This window comes from Trinickia sp., assembly GCF_051953405.1.
In the GTDB taxonomy this organism is placed as follows: domain Bacteria; phylum Pseudomonadota; class Gammaproteobacteria; order Burkholderiales; family Burkholderiaceae; genus Trinickia.
Genome location: NZ_JBQCIV010000021.1, coordinates 1 through 17648 on the forward strand (window position 1 = coordinate 1; position 17648 = coordinate 17648).

Consider the following 17648-nt stretch of genomic DNA (forward strand, 5'->3'; position numbering starts at 1 on the left):
GACCCAGGTACTGTCGACCGCATGCGACCTTGGGGTATTCGACGTGATCGAGCGCGGTGCGACCGCAGCGTCTCTGGCCAAGCAGTTGGAAATCGACGAGCACGGCTGCCGGGTGCTGCTGCTGGGCCTCAAGCAGTTGAAACTCGTGAAAGTCGACGAGACCGGCGCCCTCGCCAATGCGCCGCTCACGCGCCGCTGTTTGCTGCGCACCGCCGAGCAGTCGATGGTGCCGTTCGTGCGCCTGAACGATCAGATCCAGCATCGCGCCTGTTTGCATTTCACGCAGGCTTTGCGCGAAGGCCGCAACGCCGGGCTGGACGAATTTCCCGGCGATGCGCCGACGCTCTATGGGCGCATGGCGGCGGATCACGCGCTCGAGCGGCTCTTTCACGAAGGCATGGGCGCATATACGCGGCTCTCGCCGCGCATGATGGCGGTCAAGGAGTTCAGCGAAGTATCGATGCTGCTCGACGTCGGCGGCGGCGACGGCACGAACGCCATTCGACTCTGCGAGCGCTATCCGTCGTTGAAGGTGACGCTCATCGACTTACCGTCCGTCGTCGAAAAAGCGCGCGCGAACATCGACGCGCATGGGCTGGCGGATCGTGTGACCTGCGAAGCCGTCGATATGTTTTCCGAGCCTTGGCCGAGCGGCTGCGACGGCGTCATCTTCTCGCACGTGCTCGAAATCTTTTCCCCCGAGAAGATCCAAGCGCTCTATCGGAAATCGCGCGCCTATCTCGGCGACGCCGGGCTGCTTTTCGTGTGGTCGTTGATGTGCAACGACGACGAAGACGGCGGCTTGCAGTCGGTCAAGTCCTCGCTGTACTTCGTGACGGTCGCAAGCGGCCAAGGGATGGCTTACCCCGTGGCCGATCACATGCGGTGGTTGAGCGAGGCCGGCTTCGTCGATGTCGCGAAATACGACGCGCGTGCCATCGATCATTGCGCGTTGGTGGCGCGCTAGAGAACGACAAAAGCCTCGCTCTCGGGCACCGGCGCGTGATCGACTTCGCCGATAATCTCTTTCAACTCGCGCTCGACGGTTCGGCACAGCAACGAGATCGGCACATCGTTCGCCCCGCCCTCGAACGGATTCTCGGTGCTGCTGCCGACCTGCTCGAGCGAGGTATACATCCAAGAGACCATCACGCTGAACGGCACCACGAGCCAGATCATGTTGCCGTGCATGAATCCCGTGACGCCGTCGTTGAGCTTATTGAACTCTTGCAGCAATCCGAACGGAAAGAACAAACAAAAGAAGCGCACGAACAACGTGTTCACCGTCGCATATTGGCGCGGATACGGAAAATTCTTGAGTCGCTCGGCTTTGGCCTGCAAGTCGATCAAATCGCGCAGCACGCGCTCCATTTCCATATAAAAATTCGAGCCGATCTGCCCGCTAGCGTACAGCCGAGCGATCGCGGCGCATTGCAAGCTCAGTACCTTCGTGGCCCTATTCGCACAGGCCAGCACTTGTACGCGCTCATCGCCCGCGAGGTACTCGGGCAGCAAGGCTTCGAGCGATATCTCCCGTTCTGGAATCCGGTAGAAGCGCTGATATTCGGCATTGAACGAGCGGTTCATGCTTTCCCACACCCGCGGCTGCCGCAGCTCGTATCGCAAAGCGGTAAGCCAGGCCAGGTGGCGGTCTATCAACGTTTTCGAGATCGCGACATCTTGGGGAAAGTCCCGCGCGATGAAGCCCCAGAGCCGGCTTGCGCTCAGGATTGACGTCCAGACGACTTCCGCTTCCATCGCGCGATTGTAGGTTTGGACGTTCTTGAAACCGACGATGAACGAAGCGGCGGTGCCGAGCAACGCCACCACGGTCATCGGCACGGAAAGCCAGGTCCAGCCGACGAATCGAAAGAGGACGACCGGGACGACCGCCCAAAGCGCGAGCCCGTAGATCTGACGTCGGGTCCAGATCAAGAACTCGGAGAACCGATAGGATTTTCCTAAATGCATGATGAACGAGGCACGCCAATCGCGCGCGATGAATTCGACTTACTGCGTGACGAACGAGCCCTGTTGCGCAACCGGGGTAGCCTCGTTCGTCGCCCTCAACCGATCGAGTTCGAAACCGGCCAGACGCCAGGCACCGATTCCCCCGGCAAGCGGCAACGCGAGTTTGACGCCGGCCAAATGCAAGCGCCGGGCCATCCACGCCGCGGAGACCTCGTTCGGACACGAGCAATAGATGACGAGCGTACGGTTCGTGCCGTGGCGGCGCACGATCTCGTGCCATTGCCGTTCATCGGTCAGTTCGGCGCCCGGAATCACGAACGGATCGAGCGCACGGCGCTCCGGCGAGCGGATATCGAACACCAACGGCCGCACTTGGCTCGCAAGCAGCGCGTGCAGTTCGTCGACAGTGATTCGCGCTTTTTCGAGCCCTTTCGCGAGTGCGATTCGCCGGCCATACCGATAGAGCAGATAGACCGCGAGCGCGATGCCAGCCACGCCGACTGTGCGCCCGCCGAGAGACGAAAGATGCTGAAAGATCAGATCGATCTGCGATGCGAACAGCCCGCCGACGGCCAGTCCGGCCGCGGACCAAAGCGCGACACCGAGGCAATCGTGGAGGATGAACGAGCGCAGTTTGATCGCCATCGCACCGCATAAGGGGACGGCGACGAGCGACAGCCCAGGGACAAAGCGGGCGACGACCAACACGCGGACGCCCCAACGCCCGAAGAAGCGCTCCGTGTTTTTGACGCAGGACTCCCGCGACAACGAGAGTTTGCAAACCGCGTGCAGCGTGCGTTCGCCATAGCGCTTGCCGCCCGCGTACCAGACGAGATCGCCCGCCACGCCGCCGAGTACCGCCACGCCCAGCGGCGCGGCGAAATGGGCCAGGACCGCGGACAGACCGCCGGTCGCGACCGCAAGGGTCGCGCCGACGGTCACCAAGGTCGGCGTCACAGGTAGCGGCAATCCCAGCGAAGCGCCGAACACGTTGAGGAACACGACGAGTCCCGCGTACCGCTCGATCAATTCATGCGACAGCATGGCGCGCTCCTTCGTGCAAGATAAAGCGTCGAGACCCGGATCGGGCAACGCGCTACTTCGCGTCCGACAACGCCTTTTTGCGCAGGACGTCCGACTGCGACATCGCCCGTTCGACCGGTGCACTGCCATCGGTGCTTTTCTGCCGACTGCGGTGAACATCCCGCGTCACGAAGCCCACTTCATGACTGGGAATGTCGAACCACTCGGGATGGCCAAACGAACGGCGGATATCTTCCAGCCCGCTTTCCCAATGTTCGAGCATCGTTGCGTTGCTGAATTCGTAGTCCTTGTAGTGCCCCTCGAACGACTTGTTCTTGTAGATCAAGTGCACGACGTTCACCGAGCCGCCGTGCGCGGCTTGCTGCGCCTCGATCAGCAGAGGATGCGTGCGGCGCACTTCTTCGGGCACGTGCTCGAGCAGCGCCTTGATCATCCGCGCATGTTTTTGGTTCTGCGACATGAACGCCGTGATCGCTCTCGTGCGGCTCGAATATTGAATGTCCTTGGTCCGTTCGCTGATATCCAAAAAATTCCCCGGCAGCGTGCCGCGCGAACTCCATAGATCCACTTGAAACACCAGCGTGTTGCGATGCTGGCATTCCCTGACGATCTCGGTGAGCGGCGTATTCGACACGAGCCCTCCATCCCAGTAAAACTCGCCGTCGATCTCCACCGCCGGAAACCCGGGCGGCAACGCGCCGGACGCCATGAAATGCTCCGGCGCGAGACGCATCAATAGATTGTCGAAATAGACGAGATTGCCGGTTCGCACATTGACCGCCCCGACCGAGACGCGAATGTTGCCGTTGTTGATGCGATCGAAGTTCGCGTATTTCAGCAGCGTCTCGCGCAAGGCCGCGGTGTCGTAGTAGCTCACGCGATCCGGTGCGCTGCGCCCGAGTCCCGCAAAGGGCGCCTCCATGCGCGGCGAGAAGAAACCGCGCTGCCCTTCGAACAACGTGCGCGTGGCCGACCATGCACTCGTCCACGTGCGACGCGCGTCGTCCAGACCCGGCCAGGCAGGAAAATGCGAGCCGATGTGAGACAGAATATCGGCCTTCTGGCTGATCGTGCTCCAGAAGCCACGCAGCGCTTCGACGCGATCGGCCGGCGCATTGCCGGCGATGATCGCCGTATTGAGCGCACCGATGGAGATACCCGCGATCCGGGAGGGTTCGACGCCGACCTCGGCCAGGCCATCGTAGACCCCTGCCTGATACGAGCCCAGCGCGCCGCCGCCCTGCAACACCAGCGCGACTTCATCGTAGGCGGGAAGCGTCACGTGATTCGGTCGTTCGAGCTTATTGCGCCGACTCGCGGGCATGGTCGTCTCCTGATTGAATGGTGTGTGCCGATCGTATCGATTGCCGCGATCCGCGGTTATTGCATATACCAGCCGTGGCTGACCACGATGGATTGCCCCGTCAGCGCACTCGACTCGAAGCCTGCCAGAAAAGCGACGGTATCGGCAACGTCGCCGACCGTCGTGAACGCGCCGTCCACCGTGTCTTTCAACATCACGTTCTTTACGACTTCCTGCTCGGAAATGCCGAGCGCCTTGGCTTGCTCGGGGATCTGCTTGTCGACGAGCGGCGTCCTGACGAAGCCCGGGCAGACGACGTTCGCGCGCACGCCGCGGGGCCCGCCTTCTTTTGCGACGACACGCGCCAGCCCGAGCAGCCCGTGTTTCGCGGCGACGTAGGCCGATTTGAGCTGCGAAGCCTCGTGGGAGTGGACGGATCCCATATAGATGATCGAGCCGCCTTTACCCGACGCGTACATATGCTTGATGGCCGCTTTCGTCGTGAGGAACGCGCCGTCCAGATGAATCGCCATCATCTTCTTCCAATCGGCGAACGCGTAATCTTCGATTCGGTTGACGATCTGAATGCCGGCGTTCGACACGAGCACGTCGAGGCCGCCCAACCGGTTCAGCGTTTCGGCGATGCCCGCATCGACCGCCTCTTCGCTCGTCACATCCATGGCGACGGCGATCGCCTTTGCGCCGCCGCGCGCAATGTCTTGCGCCACCCTTTCAGCGTTGTCGAGATTCAAATCCGCGATCACGACCGATGCGCCTTCCGCCGCCAGCTTGCGCGCACATTGCTCGCCGATCCCGCTTGCGGAGCCTGTCACGAGCGCGACTTTATCCTTGAGTGCCATTTACATGCTCCTTCAGAACGATTCGCTATGGATTCGCTATTGATTCACCGCGAGCTTCACGGGCTCTGCGGGCGCAAGGTAATCGAAAGCCACTTCGCCGATATCGAGCGTGAGATTCGCGATGACGTGACGCGCGCCGATCACCTTGCGCACGGGCAGGTCGGCCACCGACGCGAGCGCGTGCGGATGCAGCTCGAGCGCCGCCGGGCCTTCCCACGCACCGAGAACTTCGACGTCGCGCAGGTAAAAGCGCACCAGCTCGCAGATGCGCGCGGAGCCGTCGACGTGCGGGATGACCTTGAGCAGATAGTTGGGCGTCTCGGCCAGCTTGCCGCGCTCGCTGGCCTTATCTAGTTCGCGATACTTATAGCCCATCGTGCCCGTTGCGATACGCTGCGTCCCATAGTCGAGCGTGCCGAGCAGCGTGTCTTTCCCGTCGATCGAGAGCCGAGGCGAAGCGAGCTTCTTCGGGAAACCCCAGATTTCGCGGCCGCCCGCGATGGGGCCCTCATCGTCCAAATACATGGCATGTGTGTAGTTCCCACGATTGCCCTCCTCGTCGATGACCGAGATCACCTGTCCGCTCTCCGTGTAGTCGCCGAATCCCGACGAATCCGGCATGCGGATGAACTCGTAATGGACGATCGGTTTATCGACCGTCAAAGGCGCCGGAACGACCGCCTTTAGCGCATCCATGTCGGTCTCGTACGAGACGATGAAATATTCGCGATTGACGAAGCGAAATGGCGGACGCGGATACGCTGGATTGAGCACAGGCATCGCGAACGCGTTTTTGCGGATATCTTCCTCGGTCACGGGTCGTCCCTCAGTTGGTGAGTGCTGGGTAGTGCACATCGCGGCGGCGTTGCCGTCGCGGCCGGTGAAATGCGTCAGCGTCGAGCCATGAAGCGCGCGGTGCGCCTTCGCACGGTTGCAGCGGTGTCGTTCAAGTCATTGTTCTCGCGGACGGCTTTAGCGGCCATCGTTACGGCGAATCGTACGCGCGAGAAAGACGCGACGGTAGCCTCGAGAAGGAACTCAATCTGTTGCTCGTGCGGCAACAATCGGTTTAGCAAAGATATATGACGGGACGCTGACTGTCGGACAGTGTGCGCAATTGCGCCGTGACCGGTGTCATTAATTGGGCGAAGGGGTGACGCATGCGATTCGCGCGGCCTCCGGTTTGCCCGGCCGGTGGGAATTGAGGCCGTCTTCGCTCTGCCGTACAACCTTAGTCCGCCAATCGGGGGGACCCGGCCCACCGTCAGTCGTTCGAAGGCCCCGTGCGGCGTCGCGGGTCCAGCGACGGCAATATCAGCTTTTCGCGCTTTTTGCGGGTAAGATACTTCTCGATCCTATGCGGCTGGGCATCGACTCCCATGTTCTTGAACATCTCGACGACATCGTCGAGCGCCTCCGGCGCGCGATCCTCGTACCGGCAGTACCGCCCGGAGCGATTCGTCACGATGAATTTGCCGGTCGCGCTGTCGTAGAGCAATTCTCCCGCGACGCGAGCAGGGCCCCCACCCACCAATGTCGGGTGGCCCAGCGTCTTGACCTCGTCCCGCCCGGCATCGCGCCCCGCCGGCAGTTCTTCGCCGATAATCAGCCGCCCCAATGCGCCAATGGCCCACATGTACTTTTTTTCGCCACGTTTCAGCGCTTCGAGGTCGACCGCATGGCTATTTTGAGGACTGCCGAGTGCGGGAAACTCACCCTTGGCATCGGGCGCGAACAGCCGATTGGGATGCATCAGCGGCTTACCTGTGGCTGAACCGTCTTCCCGCTCCCAGGGCTTGATGCCATCGGTATCCAAGTGCAGCGGCGGCTGCCGGCTCCCGAACCGGGCGTCCAAAGCGCCTGCCTGCTCGACGCCGATCATCTCGTGCAGCGCCGGGGCAACAGCATCGGGCGGTATGGCCGGCATGCTGGCGCTACGCCGATGCGCGAGCGGCCCCGGAAGTCCGGATAGCTGCGGTGGCATGGGTGCGGACGACGATGGAGTCGCCGGCACCCGAGACGAGGAACTCGTCGCAGATTCGACAACAGGCATGGGCTTGGGGAGCCGCGAAGAAGGGATTTCCATGGAGCCTCGATTTCTTCCTCGATACAAGATAAATCGCCGCAACGCTAACCTCCGATCAACCGGCGAAATGGCGGCGAATACGGCGAAATGGCCAGGAGATGACCTACAACGTTCCGGGTCGACTACGCGATTGACAAAGACGTTCACGACCGGCCTTTCCTGTGTGGGCCTTCGCCGGGCCATCCCAGTCCCTTGATCGCACCGATCCATGAAGCGAAAACGTACGGTGCGTACGAACGATCTATCTGCACTCAAGTTTCCCGAAAAAATTCCGATAAAGCGCGCATCGCGGAATCGTGTTTAACGCCAATTACACGGAACCCCCGATGCGCTCGATCCGAAACTTCTTCAGCATGGGCGCGATCTGCGCGCTCACGGTTCTTCTCGCCGGCTGCGCGTCGGCTCCGCGCGCCGAGGTCGATGCGGCGAAGATCCATACTGTGCATACCGTCACGGTGGTCTATCCCGGCAAGGCCGTGTACATCGCATGGCGGCCGCAAGTGCAGTTGACGGCGGTCGGCGGCGGCGCAATCGGAGCGATAGCGGCAGGCGCGGCAACCGCACTCGCCAATGCTCACACCGCCAAACAGGACCCTCTCGCGTTTAACGATGTCGTCACGCGGAAGCTAGGCGACACGCAATTGAACCGGAAATTTACGGACGGTATCGAAGCAGCGCTGCGTTCGCACGGCTACGCCGTGAGAGAAGCCGATGCTTCGGATCCCACGCTGCCTACGTTTACCCATGACGTTTATGGCCACTGGCATGCCGGGGGCCCCGCCTATCGCGACAGCGACGCGGTGCTGATCATTCGCGTGTCGCCGACCTACAACCCACCTGGGCCAATGAGCTACATGTCGCGCTTCGTCATCGGCGAAATCGTGATGTTCGCCGGCGACACCCATGAAGCCGTCCTTCGACAGCGCATTTATTCGGTGAAGCTCAACGATCCGTATAGCTATTACTCGACCGATTTGATCGAAGCCGATCTCGCCCATGCGATCAGCGGCCTCGATGAAAGCATGATGGCCCAAGTAGGCGTCTTCGATAAATCGCTCGACAGCATCGCGCATTGAGGCCGGCGAGCGCTACGGCGGGCGGGTAGCCGTCAAGCGCCAGGCGGCAGGGCCTGGCGCTATACGGCGATTACATTCGATGTAATTGGCGTACAGCGCGACCGCTTCTACTCTTCGACCATCGCGCCATCGATCCCGTGGCGCTAACCGTCGAGGAAAAACCATGTCCAGCTATCCCGTTCACACGATCGAATCCGCGCCCGCGCAATCGAAGCCTGTGCTCCAGCAACTGCATCAGACGTTCGGCTTCATCCCGAACATCGCGGCCACAATGGCCGCTTCACCGGTGCTCATCAACGGGTTCATCGGCCTATTCGAACGCGTGCATGCGAGCAGTCTGACCGAGCCGCAGATCCAGACGGTGCTGCTGACCAACGCGGTCACGAATGCCAGCGAGTGGCCGGTCGCGTTTCACACTGCGCTCGCGTTGAAGGAGGGTGTACATCGCGCGGATGTCGACGCAATCCGGAGCGGCGGCCTGCCTGGCGATGCCGGACTGGCTGCACTGTCGATGTTGGCGCGTACCCTGATCGAAATGCGCGGCCGCTTGACTGTTTCGGACCGGAGATTGTTCCTCGAAGCGGGGTTCAGCGCAGAGCAGATACTCGAGGTAATCGCGGTGGTCGCAGCCTCTACCATCACGAACTACGCCGGTAGCGTGACGCAGCCGGCACTCGAACCGACGTTCGCGGAATTTGCCTGGCATGCGCCTGCCGTCTGAGTCCTTTATGATCATCCGTCTCGAATAGGGAAATTCGATGAACGTCACCGGTCCCGCCCCGAAAGTGCCATCGAGTGAACTCGGTCATTTGTTGCGCTATTGGCGAGACGTGCGTGGCGTGAGTCAACTCGATCTGTCGCTCGAGGCCGGAATCTCGCAGCGGCAGATCAGCTTCATCGAAAGCGGACGCAGCGTACCGGGTCGGGACACGCTATTGACCCTCGCGCAGACGCTGGATGTGCCGCTGCGCGAGCGCAATGCCCTGCTGCTCGCCGCCGGCTACGCGCCCGTGTATTCAGAGGCGCCGTGGAACGCACAAGAGATGCATAGTGTCGTGCGCGCGCTCGAACGGGTTGTTCGCCAACACGAGCCGTTTCCGGCGATTGTGATGGATCGCCACTGGAACGTGCTGATGACCAACGACGCGGCACCGCGCTTTTTCAACTGTTTCATCGACATGGCTTCGCGCAAAAGTCCGCGCAACATGCTGCATCTGATCTTCGATCCGAAAGGGATGCGCCCGTTTGTCGCCGATTGGGACAACGTCTCGCGAAGCTTACTGCGACGGGTGTATCGCGAATCGGTCGGCCACGTGATCGACGGCGGCACTCGAGGCCTGCTCGATGAACTGCTTGCGTATCCCGAGGTGCCGAGCGACTGGAAGACGTATCGCGCGCCGTCAGCGGAGCCCGCGATGCCGGTTATCCCGCTTGGCTTTATCAGCGAGGGCGTGGTACTTCGCTACTTTTCGATGGTGACGAGCGTTGGAACACCGCAAAACGTTGCCGCGCAGGAGCTACGCCTGGAATGCATGTTCCCTGCCGACGATGCAACCGAAATACGCCATCGGCAACTGCTTGCGGCGCATTCAACGGAATGCTAACAGCCTGGCGGCTGGCGGGTGTCCAGTTGTCTCTCCTGCGGGGGGCCGAAACCGTCGGTGAGACCAGCGCGTACATCGCCGAGCTTTGGGTGTTCAGAACGATCTCCTAGCGTCTTTGCCACGTCGCTAGCCGCGAGGGCGGTAACGATGCGATCGCGCGGCCCTCAACCGCTCTTCGTGCACTCGCTCTTCGTGCACTCGCTCTTCGTGCATTCGCTCATCGTGCACTCGCTCTTCGTGCACTCGCTGTTCGTGCAGTTGCTCGTCCCGAAGTCTCTGCTCGCGCAGTCTTTCATCGCTCACTGCCGCTTCCCGCCGCCGCTGCATCGCCTCATCGCTCGCATTGTTTTGCGCCGGGTTTCCGCACGGTATTTGCTCCTCGCCTGCGGTGACGCGTTGTAGCATCGCCCGGTCGCAGTCGATGCGATCGGCGCTGCTATCGGAAACTTGTCGCGGCTCGGAATGCATGGCGACCGTGGCTGCCGATGCGGGAAACAGCGCGCACGTGCATGCAGCAGCCAACGCAACCGCCGACATCGTTTTGCCGCTAAAAACCGGAAAGCGCATTTTCGACCTCGTCCCACAATGGGTGGCGACGTGGCCTAGCGAACGACTACACGAGCAATGCCACGACCCACCCGACACATGAAAGGCGCGTTCAAACATAACGGGTTCGCGCAGCGCGTGGCGACGGTCCAGCGTAGAAACGTGTCGATAGGCGAACCCACGGGCATGCATTCGAATGCGGCTTAGAGCTTCGGCAACTCGCCCCTCGTGGAACAGGGCCGCCATGTTCCCGCGAGACGTCGCAATCCGCTAGCCGCCAAAGTAGTCGCCAAGCGAGTCGCCACACCCGCCCATACAGGCAACCAATTGCATGATTTTTAAGGAAAAAATGTCGTACAATCGCGATTATCTTTAGCAAAAATAGTCGCCAAAGAACGCGCCACGCCGCGCCCGCCCCTGCTCTTGACCATGCCCGAGACCGTCAGTTCATACCCCTATAACAGCCCGCACCAAATGCTTCCGATGATGCCCGGAGAGCATAAGCTCGATGGTCTGCGGCTGCTCGCGGCCGATGTCATTGCAGGCTCTGGCCTGTTGGCAGCGCACGGCATGCCGAGGCTACGCATGCTATTGCGCGACGCCCTTCGGCCGATGAACTCGTACTACACGAACAAAATCGAGGGCCAACAGACAGAGCCGCTCTTAATCGAGCGCGCCATGCGGCAGGACTTCTCGGGCAGCCCAGACGAAGCGCGCCGCCAGCGCATCGCACTCGCGCACATCGAGACCGAACGCTGGAGCGAGGCTGCGTGGGGTTCGTTCGATTCGACGACGTTCTTTGCGCCGGAAACCGTGCGCGAGATTCATCGACACCTGCATGCGCAACTCTTGCCCGAAGATCTCGCTCAGGAAGGCGATCATCGCGAAGATGCGGCGGTCACCCCCGGAGCGTGGCGCACGCGTGGCGTCCGCGTCGGGCGCCACGTCCCCCCCGATCCAGCAAGCATTCCCGCCTTCATGCAGGCCTGGCATCGCGGCTACCAGTACGCCCGTGCAGGCGAAACCGCCGTGATCGCACTGGCCGGAGGGCATCACCGCCTCGCTTGGATTCACCCGTTTGTCGACGGCAACGGCCGGACTGCTCGATTGCACACGCACATCGGTCTTACGGCGCTCCGACTGACCCACGGGCTTTGGTCGCCTATGCGCGGGCTCGCCCGTTCCCAGCCGCAATACTACGAGCGCCTGATTGCAGCCGATCAATCGCGTCAGGACGATCTGGATGGCCGCGGTAATCTCACCGAGCGCGGCCTCATCGAATTCATCGAGTACTTCCTGCACACGTGCCTCGATCAAATCCGGTTCATGGGTGGCATGCTCGATCTACAGGCATTCGAGACACGCTTGGCGCAGATGCTCGCCGCGCTCAGCCTCGACGAATCCACCCGGTATCTGCGGGCAGAGGCGGCAATACCGCTCGCCTACCTTGCGACGGTCGATTCGATGGATCGTGCGCAGTTCAAGGCAATGACGGGGCTAGCCGCGCGCACCTCGGACCGAGTACTCGCCGACCTTTTGAAGATTGGGATTCTGACTTCGTCCCGCCCGCGCGGGCCGGTAGAGTTGGCGATACCGCTATCGCTGTTTCGATGGCTCTTTCCGCGGCTCTGGCCCGAGGCGGAAGCGAATTTGTCTTGAACGCTCCGCGCTGCGCGTCAGCGCGGCTCTCAGTGCTCAATTGCAGTACTATTCGACGACCCTGGCCGGAACCGGAGAAGAACGCGATGCACGAAAGCACGTTGTTAGTCTTTGCCGCCGTAGCCTTTGTCGGTATCGCCACGCCCGGGCCGACTGTGCTACTGGCGCTAACGAATGGTTCCCGTTATGGCCTTCGTCGCGCCGCCTTTGGGTTCGCCGGCGCCGTCGCGTCCGACTTCGTGTTGATTTTCGCGGTAGCGCTTGGTCTCGGTGCGCTGCTGGCGGCATCAGCGTTCTGGTTTACCGTCGTCAAATGGGTCGGCGCCGCCTACCTTGCCTACATCGGCGTGAGGCTGCTGATGTCGAAGGGTTCGTTTAGCGTCGCGAGCGCGGATGGCGATACAAGCCGTGACAGCAACTCGGCGATCTTCCTCAAGAGTTTCCTGACCGCGGTCACCAACCCGAAAGGGTATCTGTTCTTTTCCGCCTTTCTGCCCCAGTTCATCGCGCCGTCGGCACCGCTTGCGCCGCAGTACGCGGCGCTCGCGATCACTTTCGCCATGCTCGATTGCGCCATTATGTTCGGCTATTCGCTGCTCGGCGCGCGAGCCATTCGCCTGCTTAAGGAATCGGGAGCGCTGTGGCTGGAGAGGTCTTGCGGTGCGGTCCTCGTTGCGCTCGCGGGATCCCTGGCGCTATACCGGCGCCATACCGCCTAGGGTTTGAATTGGCGGCGCGCTCGCGCCTGCCCCTGCCGTCGTGCAACGTCCGCGTGCGGGACGCGTCCACAGGCAACACGAGAGCCGCAGAGATGTGTCGATTGGCGAATCCTGCGGGAAGACGCCGATTTCGAGGCAACAATCGCACGATTCGGGGGCGAGCCGACCTCGCGGCCATGACAGGCTCGCCCTGCGCGCGAGAGAATCTCAAGCAGCGACGGGCTCCCGGTAGCTCGTCTCCACGATCCACTCCTGCAGCGTGACTTCGATCGTGACGAGCGAACGGTTTGCGCCGGGTACGAAGCAGCCCGCGTACATTCGGCCGTTCGTATCGGCAACCATGCCGCTAATGGACGTGCGCGTACCGGCAACGAGCGAGACTTCGCCGAACGCATTGAGAATTTCGACGCCCGGTCCGGCCACCGTGAAGGGCCTGGCCGTCTGCGCCGAGCCGTGCGACAGATTCGCCTCCACGAGACTGCCCACCACGCTGCGCACCACCGCACGCATGACAGCGTGCGACGAGCACAATGTCTCTAACGCCTCGACGATATCTTCGCCAGGCTTGAGCCGCGCGACCACGAGGCGGCCGTAGTGGCCGGATTCGACGGTAATGAAGTTGGAAGGTGTCGGATTCATGGGCGTCAAACCGGTCGGAGCAGATCGAAGGCGGTCTCGGCGTCCGACGACACGACGAGTTCGATGCCTTCGAAAAGGCACAGCCGAAGGTGCAGACCCGCAGCGGCCGCGAATGTCTCGTCGAGAATCACATGACCGCCATGGTGCCGGCCCTGCTCGTCGATAAAGCCTCCGTGACAATGAAGGATGTGCGTGCCGTCCTGGCCACGTCCGATGGTGATCGCCGCGCCTATCAACGTGCTCTCGCCGTTGCAGACGATAGGTGGCCCGTAGACGTAGGGCCGCAGGCTGCCCGCGGCGTGCATCATCACGTGATACTGCACCTGCGCGCATGCGCCGGCCACGATACGGCCGCAGCCCGCATCCGCGTGCCAGCCGTCGAGCAGGCTGCGCAATGCTGCGCCGACACGCGTGCCGCCGGGCAACGCGATGCGGAACTCGCGCGTGCGCTCGCTGGTGCTGGCGTCGAGCACGCGAGGCATCTCGGCGCGGCCCGGATGTTTGACGGGTAATGCGAATGCCGCCCTGCGGGTCCGGTGCTCGCCTTGCGCTCGTGCCGCAGGGCTCTCCGATGGTACCTTCGTTCGAAGCATGGATTGGGTTCTCCTGACAATGCCCGGATCAGGCGCGAACCTCAATGCAAGAACAGTGCCGACGCGCAATCCATGCTCGAGTAACGAACGGGAAAACCAGCCATCGCAGGCGTTGCATGTGGATGAGGCCGCGACGAGCAAGCATGCTTCGCACGCAACCCACGCAACACCTGTCGCGCTAGAACGCGACAGGTGTTGCGCGCGGCTTCAGGCGCGGGCTTTGATCTGGGCGCCTAACCGTTCGGCGAGTTTGGCGAAGACCGGGATGCAGGGGTTGCGATTGAGTTTGTTCCAGGTCACGCTGACGTCCACATACGGTGGATTGGCAAGCGAGCGGAATTTCACGTTGGCCGGCCGCGCCGTTTTCATCGAGCGATGCACGAGCGCGACGCCTATCCCCTGCCCCACCAGATTGACGATGGTTTGCTGGTAGTTGGTTTCCAACCGGATCTTCAGTGCGAAACCGCTACGCTTGCAGTGCGAGACGATCGCGTCGTAAATGTACGGCGCGGCCACGCGCGGCGAGATCAGGAAGGACTCGTTACACAGCCGGGCTGCATCGAGCGCGCCGCTGCCCCGGGCGAGCGGATGCTCGGCGGGCAACGCCACGACCAGCGGCTCGCGAAACACAGTGCGGGTTTCGATGCCCTCGGTATCGCCGGGCGGATACATGATCGCGACGTCGGTGTTGCTCTCCCGGATGTCCTGTATCAGCAGGCGCGGAATCGATTCGGTGAGATGTACGTCCACGCCCGGAAACTCCGATGTGTACGCACGCGTAATGGGCGGCATCACGCTATAGGCCGCGGCGAACATGAATCCCACCGAAAGCGAGCCGCTATGGCCGAGGTTGGCCGCGAGCGCATTGCGCTTTGCCCGCTCGACCGAGGCGAGAATCTCCTTCACGTCCTGAAGAAATCGCTCTCCCGCCGCCGAAAGGTTCACGGTACGGCGTGTGCGATCGAACAGCACGACGCCCAGTTCATCTTCGAGCAACGCGATCTGACGCGAGAGCGGCGGCTGCGAAATGTGCAGCCGTTCTGCCGCTCGCCCGAAGTGCAGCGTCTCGCATAACACAGCGAAATACTGTAAATGTCGCAGCTCCAATTTAATACCTCGAAGGTATTACAGAGTGGTGATTATTGTATTGGAAAACATCAATCGCGCCCACTACTCTGACGACCACAGCAATGCAACGAGCATTGCAAAGACCGAAACAGGCGGCCACGGCCGCGTCCTGAGAACGGAGACATCTGTGAGCGCTCACAAAGCAGCCCACCATGGTCCTGTCTGGCGCCAAGAAAACAGCCCGCACCGCGACGAGCAAGCGCATCTCGAGGCGGACAGCGCGATGCGCGAGATCATGGCTCGTGGTCGGCGCTTTATCGAACGTGGCTTACCCATACTCATTCTCGGCGAAACCGGCACCGGCAAGGAAGTGCTTGCCCGAGCGCTGCATCGATACGGAGCGCGCCGTAGCGCGCCTTTCGTGGCGCTCAATTGCGCCTCGATCCCCGAAACGCTCATCGAGAGCGAACTGTTCGGTTATGCACGCGGCGCGTTCTCCGGTGCATCGCCCGGCGGCATGAAGGGCAAGCTCGCGCAAGCGCACGGCGGCACACTGCTGCTCGACGAGATCGGCGACATGCCGCTCGGCCAGCAGGCGCGCCTGCTGCGGGCGCTCTCGGAAGGCGAGATCACCCCACTGGGTGCGAGCGCACCGCTCGCGCTCGACTTCCAGCTCATTTGTGCGACGCATCAACGGCTCGACGCGCTCATCGAAGCGGGCCTGTTTCGCGCCGATCTCTACTACCGCATCGCCGTGGGCGTACTGCATCTGCCGCCATTGCGCCATCGCAGCGACCTGCGTGCGCTCGTGCAGCGCATCGCGCAGGAAGCGGCCGGGCATGCGGTATCGATTGCGCCCGGCGCATGGGAGCGCCTGCTCGCCTGCACGTGGCCGGGCAACCTGCGCCAGTTGCGCGCCGTCCTGCGCTGCGCGTGTGCCGTCGCGCGCGATACGCATGTCGAAGCGGATGATCTGCCTACCGAGCTGCTGCAGGTGGGCAGCGATGCGGGCGCGAGCACCCGTGTGTCGACAGCCGGGACCGGGCTGCGCGTCCCGCGTATGGCAGGCAACGACTCCGGCACGCAGCGCGAGCGCGTTCTGCGGGTGCTCGCCGACACGCGCTGGAACCTGTCGGTCGCGGCGCGCGATCTGGGAATCTGCCGTTCGACGCTCTATCGACAACTCAAATCGCTCGGCATCCCTCACATTCGCGACGCCGGTGCGGCGCTCGTCGAAAACGAATGGGCGATGACCGATCTGTCGACTTCCCGCTGCCCGCCACCGCCCGAAACACCTCGAGACGACGCGTACCTGCGCCTCGGCGTTAAAGCATCGCTCCCGCACGTTTGAGCGGCGAGCGCCGCCGTATTCGCAGCGACTTTTACACAAGGCCGGCACACCGGCTCAACAGGAGACAACCATGCCCCCCATCAGTCGACGTTCGTTCCTGCAGGCGCTCGGCGTTGCCGCTGCCGGGCCCGCGCTCGCGCTGGCGCCACGCTTCGCGCGCGCCGCCGCAGCCGAATTCACATTGCGCTACGCGAACAATCTGCCGGCCTCGCATCCCACCAACGTCCGGGCGAAGGAGATGGCAGCACGCGTGCGTTCGGAGTCGAAGGGCCGCGTGGACATTCAGATCTTTCCCAACAATCAGTTGGGCAGCGATACCGATACGCTCTCGCAATTGCGCTCGGGCGCAGTGGACTTCTTCACGCTTTCACCGCTCATTCTCGGCACGTATATCCCTGCCGCGCAGATCAGCGGCATGGGCTTCGCTTTCAAGGACTACGAAAGCGTGTGGGCCGCGCTCGACGGCGGCCTGGGAGCGCACGTGCGCAAGCAGATCGGCGCGACTTCGATCTTTGCCTTCGACAAGATTTGGAACGGCGGCTTTCGCCAGATCACGACGGCCGAAAAGCCCATCGTCCAGCCGAAGGACTTGCAAGGCATGAAGCTGCGCGTGCCGCCGAGCCCGCTATGGACGTCCATGTTCAAGGACTTCGGCGCTTCGCCCGCCAGCGTGAATTTCGCCGAAGTCTATTCGGCCTTGCAAACCCATGTGGTCGAAGGTCAGGAGAACCCCCTGTCGATCATCTACACGGGAAAGCTCTACGAAGTGCAGAAGTACTGCTCGCTTACCAACCACATGTGGGACGGCTTCTGGTTCCTCGGCAACAAGGATTCGTTCTCGCGGCTGCCCGCCGATTTGCAGACCATCGTGCAAAACGCCATCGACGACGCGGCGCTCAAACAACGCCAGGACGTGATCCAAATGGACCAGAACCTACGCTCGAAGCTCGAAGGCGATGGACTCAAGTTCACCGAGGTGGATCAGGCCGCATTTCGCAAGCAGTTGCAGAAATCGGGCTTTTACGCCGACTGGCAAAAAAGGTTCGGGCGAGAGGCGTGGGCGTTGCTGGAGAGGTACACCGGCAATTTGGGGTGAGCCATGCAGACTTCGCAAACCCTCGTCCAAACC

General features: G+C 62.1%; 18 protein-coding genes. 9 read left to right on the top strand and 9 right to left on the bottom strand.

Features of this window, described 5'->3' with window-relative positions:
• A partial coding sequence (locus tag ACTHN9_RS03995) for a methyltransferase (RefSeq protein ID WP_440535453.1) occupies positions 1–967 on the top strand: 967 nt, incomplete at its 5' end.
• Here the strand turns inward: ACTHN9_RS03995 and ACTHN9_RS04000 are convergent.
• The 6 genes from ACTHN9_RS04000 to ACTHN9_RS04025 all read right to left on the bottom strand — a co-directional run bounded on the left by ACTHN9_RS04000 (position 964) and on the right by ACTHN9_RS04025 (position 7411).
• A complete protein-coding gene (locus tag ACTHN9_RS04000; protein WP_440535454.1) occupies positions 964–1971 on the bottom strand; it encodes a bestrophin family protein in 1008 nt (335 codons plus the stop codon). The genes ACTHN9_RS03995 and ACTHN9_RS04000 overlap by 4 nt on opposite strands.
• A gap of 39 nt (positions 1972–2010) precedes the next feature.
• A complete protein-coding gene (locus ACTHN9_RS04005; protein ID WP_440535482.1) occupies positions 2011–3012 on the bottom strand; it encodes a VTT domain-containing protein in 1002 nt (333 codons plus the stop codon).
• A 55-nt stretch (positions 3013–3067) separates the two neighbouring features.
• On the bottom strand, positions 3068–4339 hold the full coding sequence (locus tag ACTHN9_RS04010; RefSeq protein ID WP_440535455.1) for a DUF3734 domain-containing protein: 1272 nt from the start codon (positions 4337–4339) through the stop codon (positions 3068–3070).
• 56 nt (positions 4340–4395) lie between these two features.
• Positions 4396–5178 (bottom strand): 3-hydroxybutyrate dehydrogenase, encoded by a 783-nt coding sequence (locus ACTHN9_RS04015; protein ID WP_440535456.1) that lies wholly within the window; start codon positions 5176–5178, stop codon positions 4396–4398.
• Between the two features lie 36 nt (positions 5179–5214).
• A complete protein-coding gene (locus ACTHN9_RS04020) occupies positions 5215–5994 on the bottom strand; it encodes an acetoacetate decarboxylase (protein WP_440535457.1) in 780 nt (259 codons plus the stop codon).
• Between the two features lie 448 nt (positions 5995–6442).
• Positions 6443–7411: a type III effector protein gene (locus tag ACTHN9_RS04025; protein WP_440535458.1), complete on the bottom strand. Its 969-nt coding sequence runs from the start codon at positions 7409–7411 to the stop codon at positions 6443–6445.
• 179 nt (positions 7412–7590) lie between these two features.
• On the opposite strand from ACTHN9_RS04025, the gene ACTHN9_RS04030 reads away from it, so the two are divergent.
• The 6 genes from ACTHN9_RS04030 (at position 7591) to ACTHN9_RS04055 (ending at position 12868) form a co-directional block, all read left to right on the top strand.
• Positions 7591–8340, top strand: coding sequence for a hypothetical protein (locus ACTHN9_RS04030; RefSeq protein ID WP_440535459.1), 750 nt, complete (start codon positions 7591–7593; stop codon positions 8338–8340).
• A 163-nt stretch (positions 8341–8503) separates the two neighbouring features.
• On the top strand, positions 8504–9061 hold the full coding sequence (locus tag ACTHN9_RS04035; protein ID WP_440535460.1) for a carboxymuconolactone decarboxylase family protein: 558 nt from the start codon (positions 8504–8506) through the stop codon (positions 9059–9061).
• 37 nt (positions 9062–9098) lie between these two features.
• On the top strand, positions 9099–9944 hold the full coding sequence (locus tag ACTHN9_RS04040) for a helix-turn-helix domain-containing protein (protein WP_440535461.1): 846 nt from the start codon (positions 9099–9101) through the stop codon (positions 9942–9944).
• Positions 9945–10091: 147 nt separating this feature from the next.
• The gene (locus ACTHN9_RS04045) at positions 10092–10346 is read left to right on the top strand and encodes a hypothetical protein (protein ID WP_440535462.1); all 255 of its coding nucleotides are present in this window, start codon (positions 10092–10094) and stop codon (positions 10344–10346) included.
• Between the two features lie 573 nt (positions 10347–10919).
• Positions 10920–12149, top strand: coding sequence for a Fic family protein (locus ACTHN9_RS04050; protein ID WP_440535463.1), 1230 nt, complete (start codon positions 10920–10922; stop codon positions 12147–12149).
• Between the two features lie 86 nt (positions 12150–12235).
• Complete coding sequence (locus ACTHN9_RS04055) at positions 12236–12868, top strand: LysE family translocator (RefSeq protein ID WP_440535483.1); 633 nt, start codon at positions 12236–12238, stop codon at positions 12866–12868.
• A gap of 207 nt (positions 12869–13075) precedes the next feature.
• Here ACTHN9_RS04055 and ACTHN9_RS04060 read toward each other — a convergent pair whose 3' ends face one another.
• The 3 genes from ACTHN9_RS04060 to ACTHN9_RS04070 all read right to left on the bottom strand — a co-directional run bounded on the left by ACTHN9_RS04060 (position 13076) and on the right by ACTHN9_RS04070 (position 15207).
• Positions 13076–13507 carry a PPC domain-containing DNA-binding protein gene (locus ACTHN9_RS04060; protein ID WP_440535464.1) on the bottom strand — a complete coding sequence of 144 codons (432 nt, stop codon included), beginning with the start codon at positions 13505–13507 and terminating at the stop codon, positions 13076–13078.
• A gap of 5 nt (positions 13508–13512) precedes the next feature.
• A complete protein-coding gene (locus ACTHN9_RS04065; protein ID WP_440535465.1) occupies positions 13513–14100 on the bottom strand; it encodes a hypothetical protein in 588 nt (195 codons plus the stop codon).
• Between the two features lie 207 nt (positions 14101–14307).
• Positions 14308–15207: a LysR family transcriptional regulator gene (locus ACTHN9_RS04070; RefSeq protein WP_440535466.1), complete on the bottom strand. Its 900-nt coding sequence runs from the start codon at positions 15205–15207 to the stop codon at positions 14308–14310.
• 148 nt (positions 15208–15355) lie between these two features.
• Here ACTHN9_RS04070 and ACTHN9_RS04075 point away from each other — a divergent pair, with 148 nt between their 5' ends.
• Together ACTHN9_RS04075 and ACTHN9_RS04080 are read left to right on the top strand one after the other, a co-directional pair.
• Entirely contained in the window at positions 15356–16519 is a 1164-nt protein-coding gene (locus ACTHN9_RS04075) for a sigma-54-dependent Fis family transcriptional regulator (protein ID WP_440535467.1), read from the top strand.
• Between the two features lie 70 nt (positions 16520–16589).
• Positions 16590–17615, top strand: coding sequence for a TRAP transporter substrate-binding protein (locus tag ACTHN9_RS04080; protein WP_440535468.1), 1026 nt, complete (start codon positions 16590–16592; stop codon positions 17613–17615).
• The last annotated feature ends 33 nt before the right edge of the window (positions 17616–17648 follow it).

Coding starts and splice junctions, on each gene's coding strand:
- ACTHN9_RS04000 (WP_440535454.1), bottom strand. CDS start 1,971: ATGCATTTAGGAAAATCCTATCGGTTCTCCGAGTTCTTGATCTGGACC.
- ACTHN9_RS04060 (WP_440535464.1), bottom strand. CDS start 13,507: ATGAATCCGACACCTTCCAACTTCATTACCGTCGAATCCGGCCACTAC.
- ACTHN9_RS04050 (WP_440535463.1), top strand. CDS start 10,920: ATGCCCGAGACCGTCAGTTCATACCCCTATAACAGCCCGCACCAAATG.
- ACTHN9_RS04055 (WP_440535483.1), top strand. CDS start 12,236: ATGCACGAAAGCACGTTGTTAGTCTTTGCCGCCGTAGCCTTTGTCGGT.
- ACTHN9_RS04040 (WP_440535461.1), top strand. CDS start 9,099: ATGAACGTCACCGGTCCCGCCCCGAAAGTGCCATCGAGTGAACTCGGT.
- ACTHN9_RS04065 (WP_440535465.1), bottom strand. CDS start 14,100: ATGCTTCGAACGAAGGTACCATCGGAGAGCCCTGCGGCACGAGCGCAA.
- ACTHN9_RS04035 (WP_440535460.1), top strand. CDS start 8,504: ATGTCCAGCTATCCCGTTCACACGATCGAATCCGCGCCCGCGCAATCG.
- ACTHN9_RS04045 (WP_440535462.1), top strand. CDS start 10,092: ATGCGATCGCGCGGCCCTCAACCGCTCTTCGTGCACTCGCTCTTCGTG.
- ACTHN9_RS04080 (WP_440535468.1), top strand. CDS start 16,590: ATGCCCCCCATCAGTCGACGTTCGTTCCTGCAGGCGCTCGGCGTTGCC.
- ACTHN9_RS04010 (WP_440535455.1), bottom strand. CDS start 4,339: ATGCCCGCGAGTCGGCGCAATAAGCTCGAACGACCGAATCACGTGACG.
- ACTHN9_RS04030 (WP_440535459.1), top strand. CDS start 7,591: ATGCGCTCGATCCGAAACTTCTTCAGCATGGGCGCGATCTGCGCGCTC.
- ACTHN9_RS04015 (WP_440535456.1), bottom strand. CDS start 5,178: ATGGCACTCAAGGATAAAGTCGCGCTCGTGACAGGCTCCGCAAGCGGG.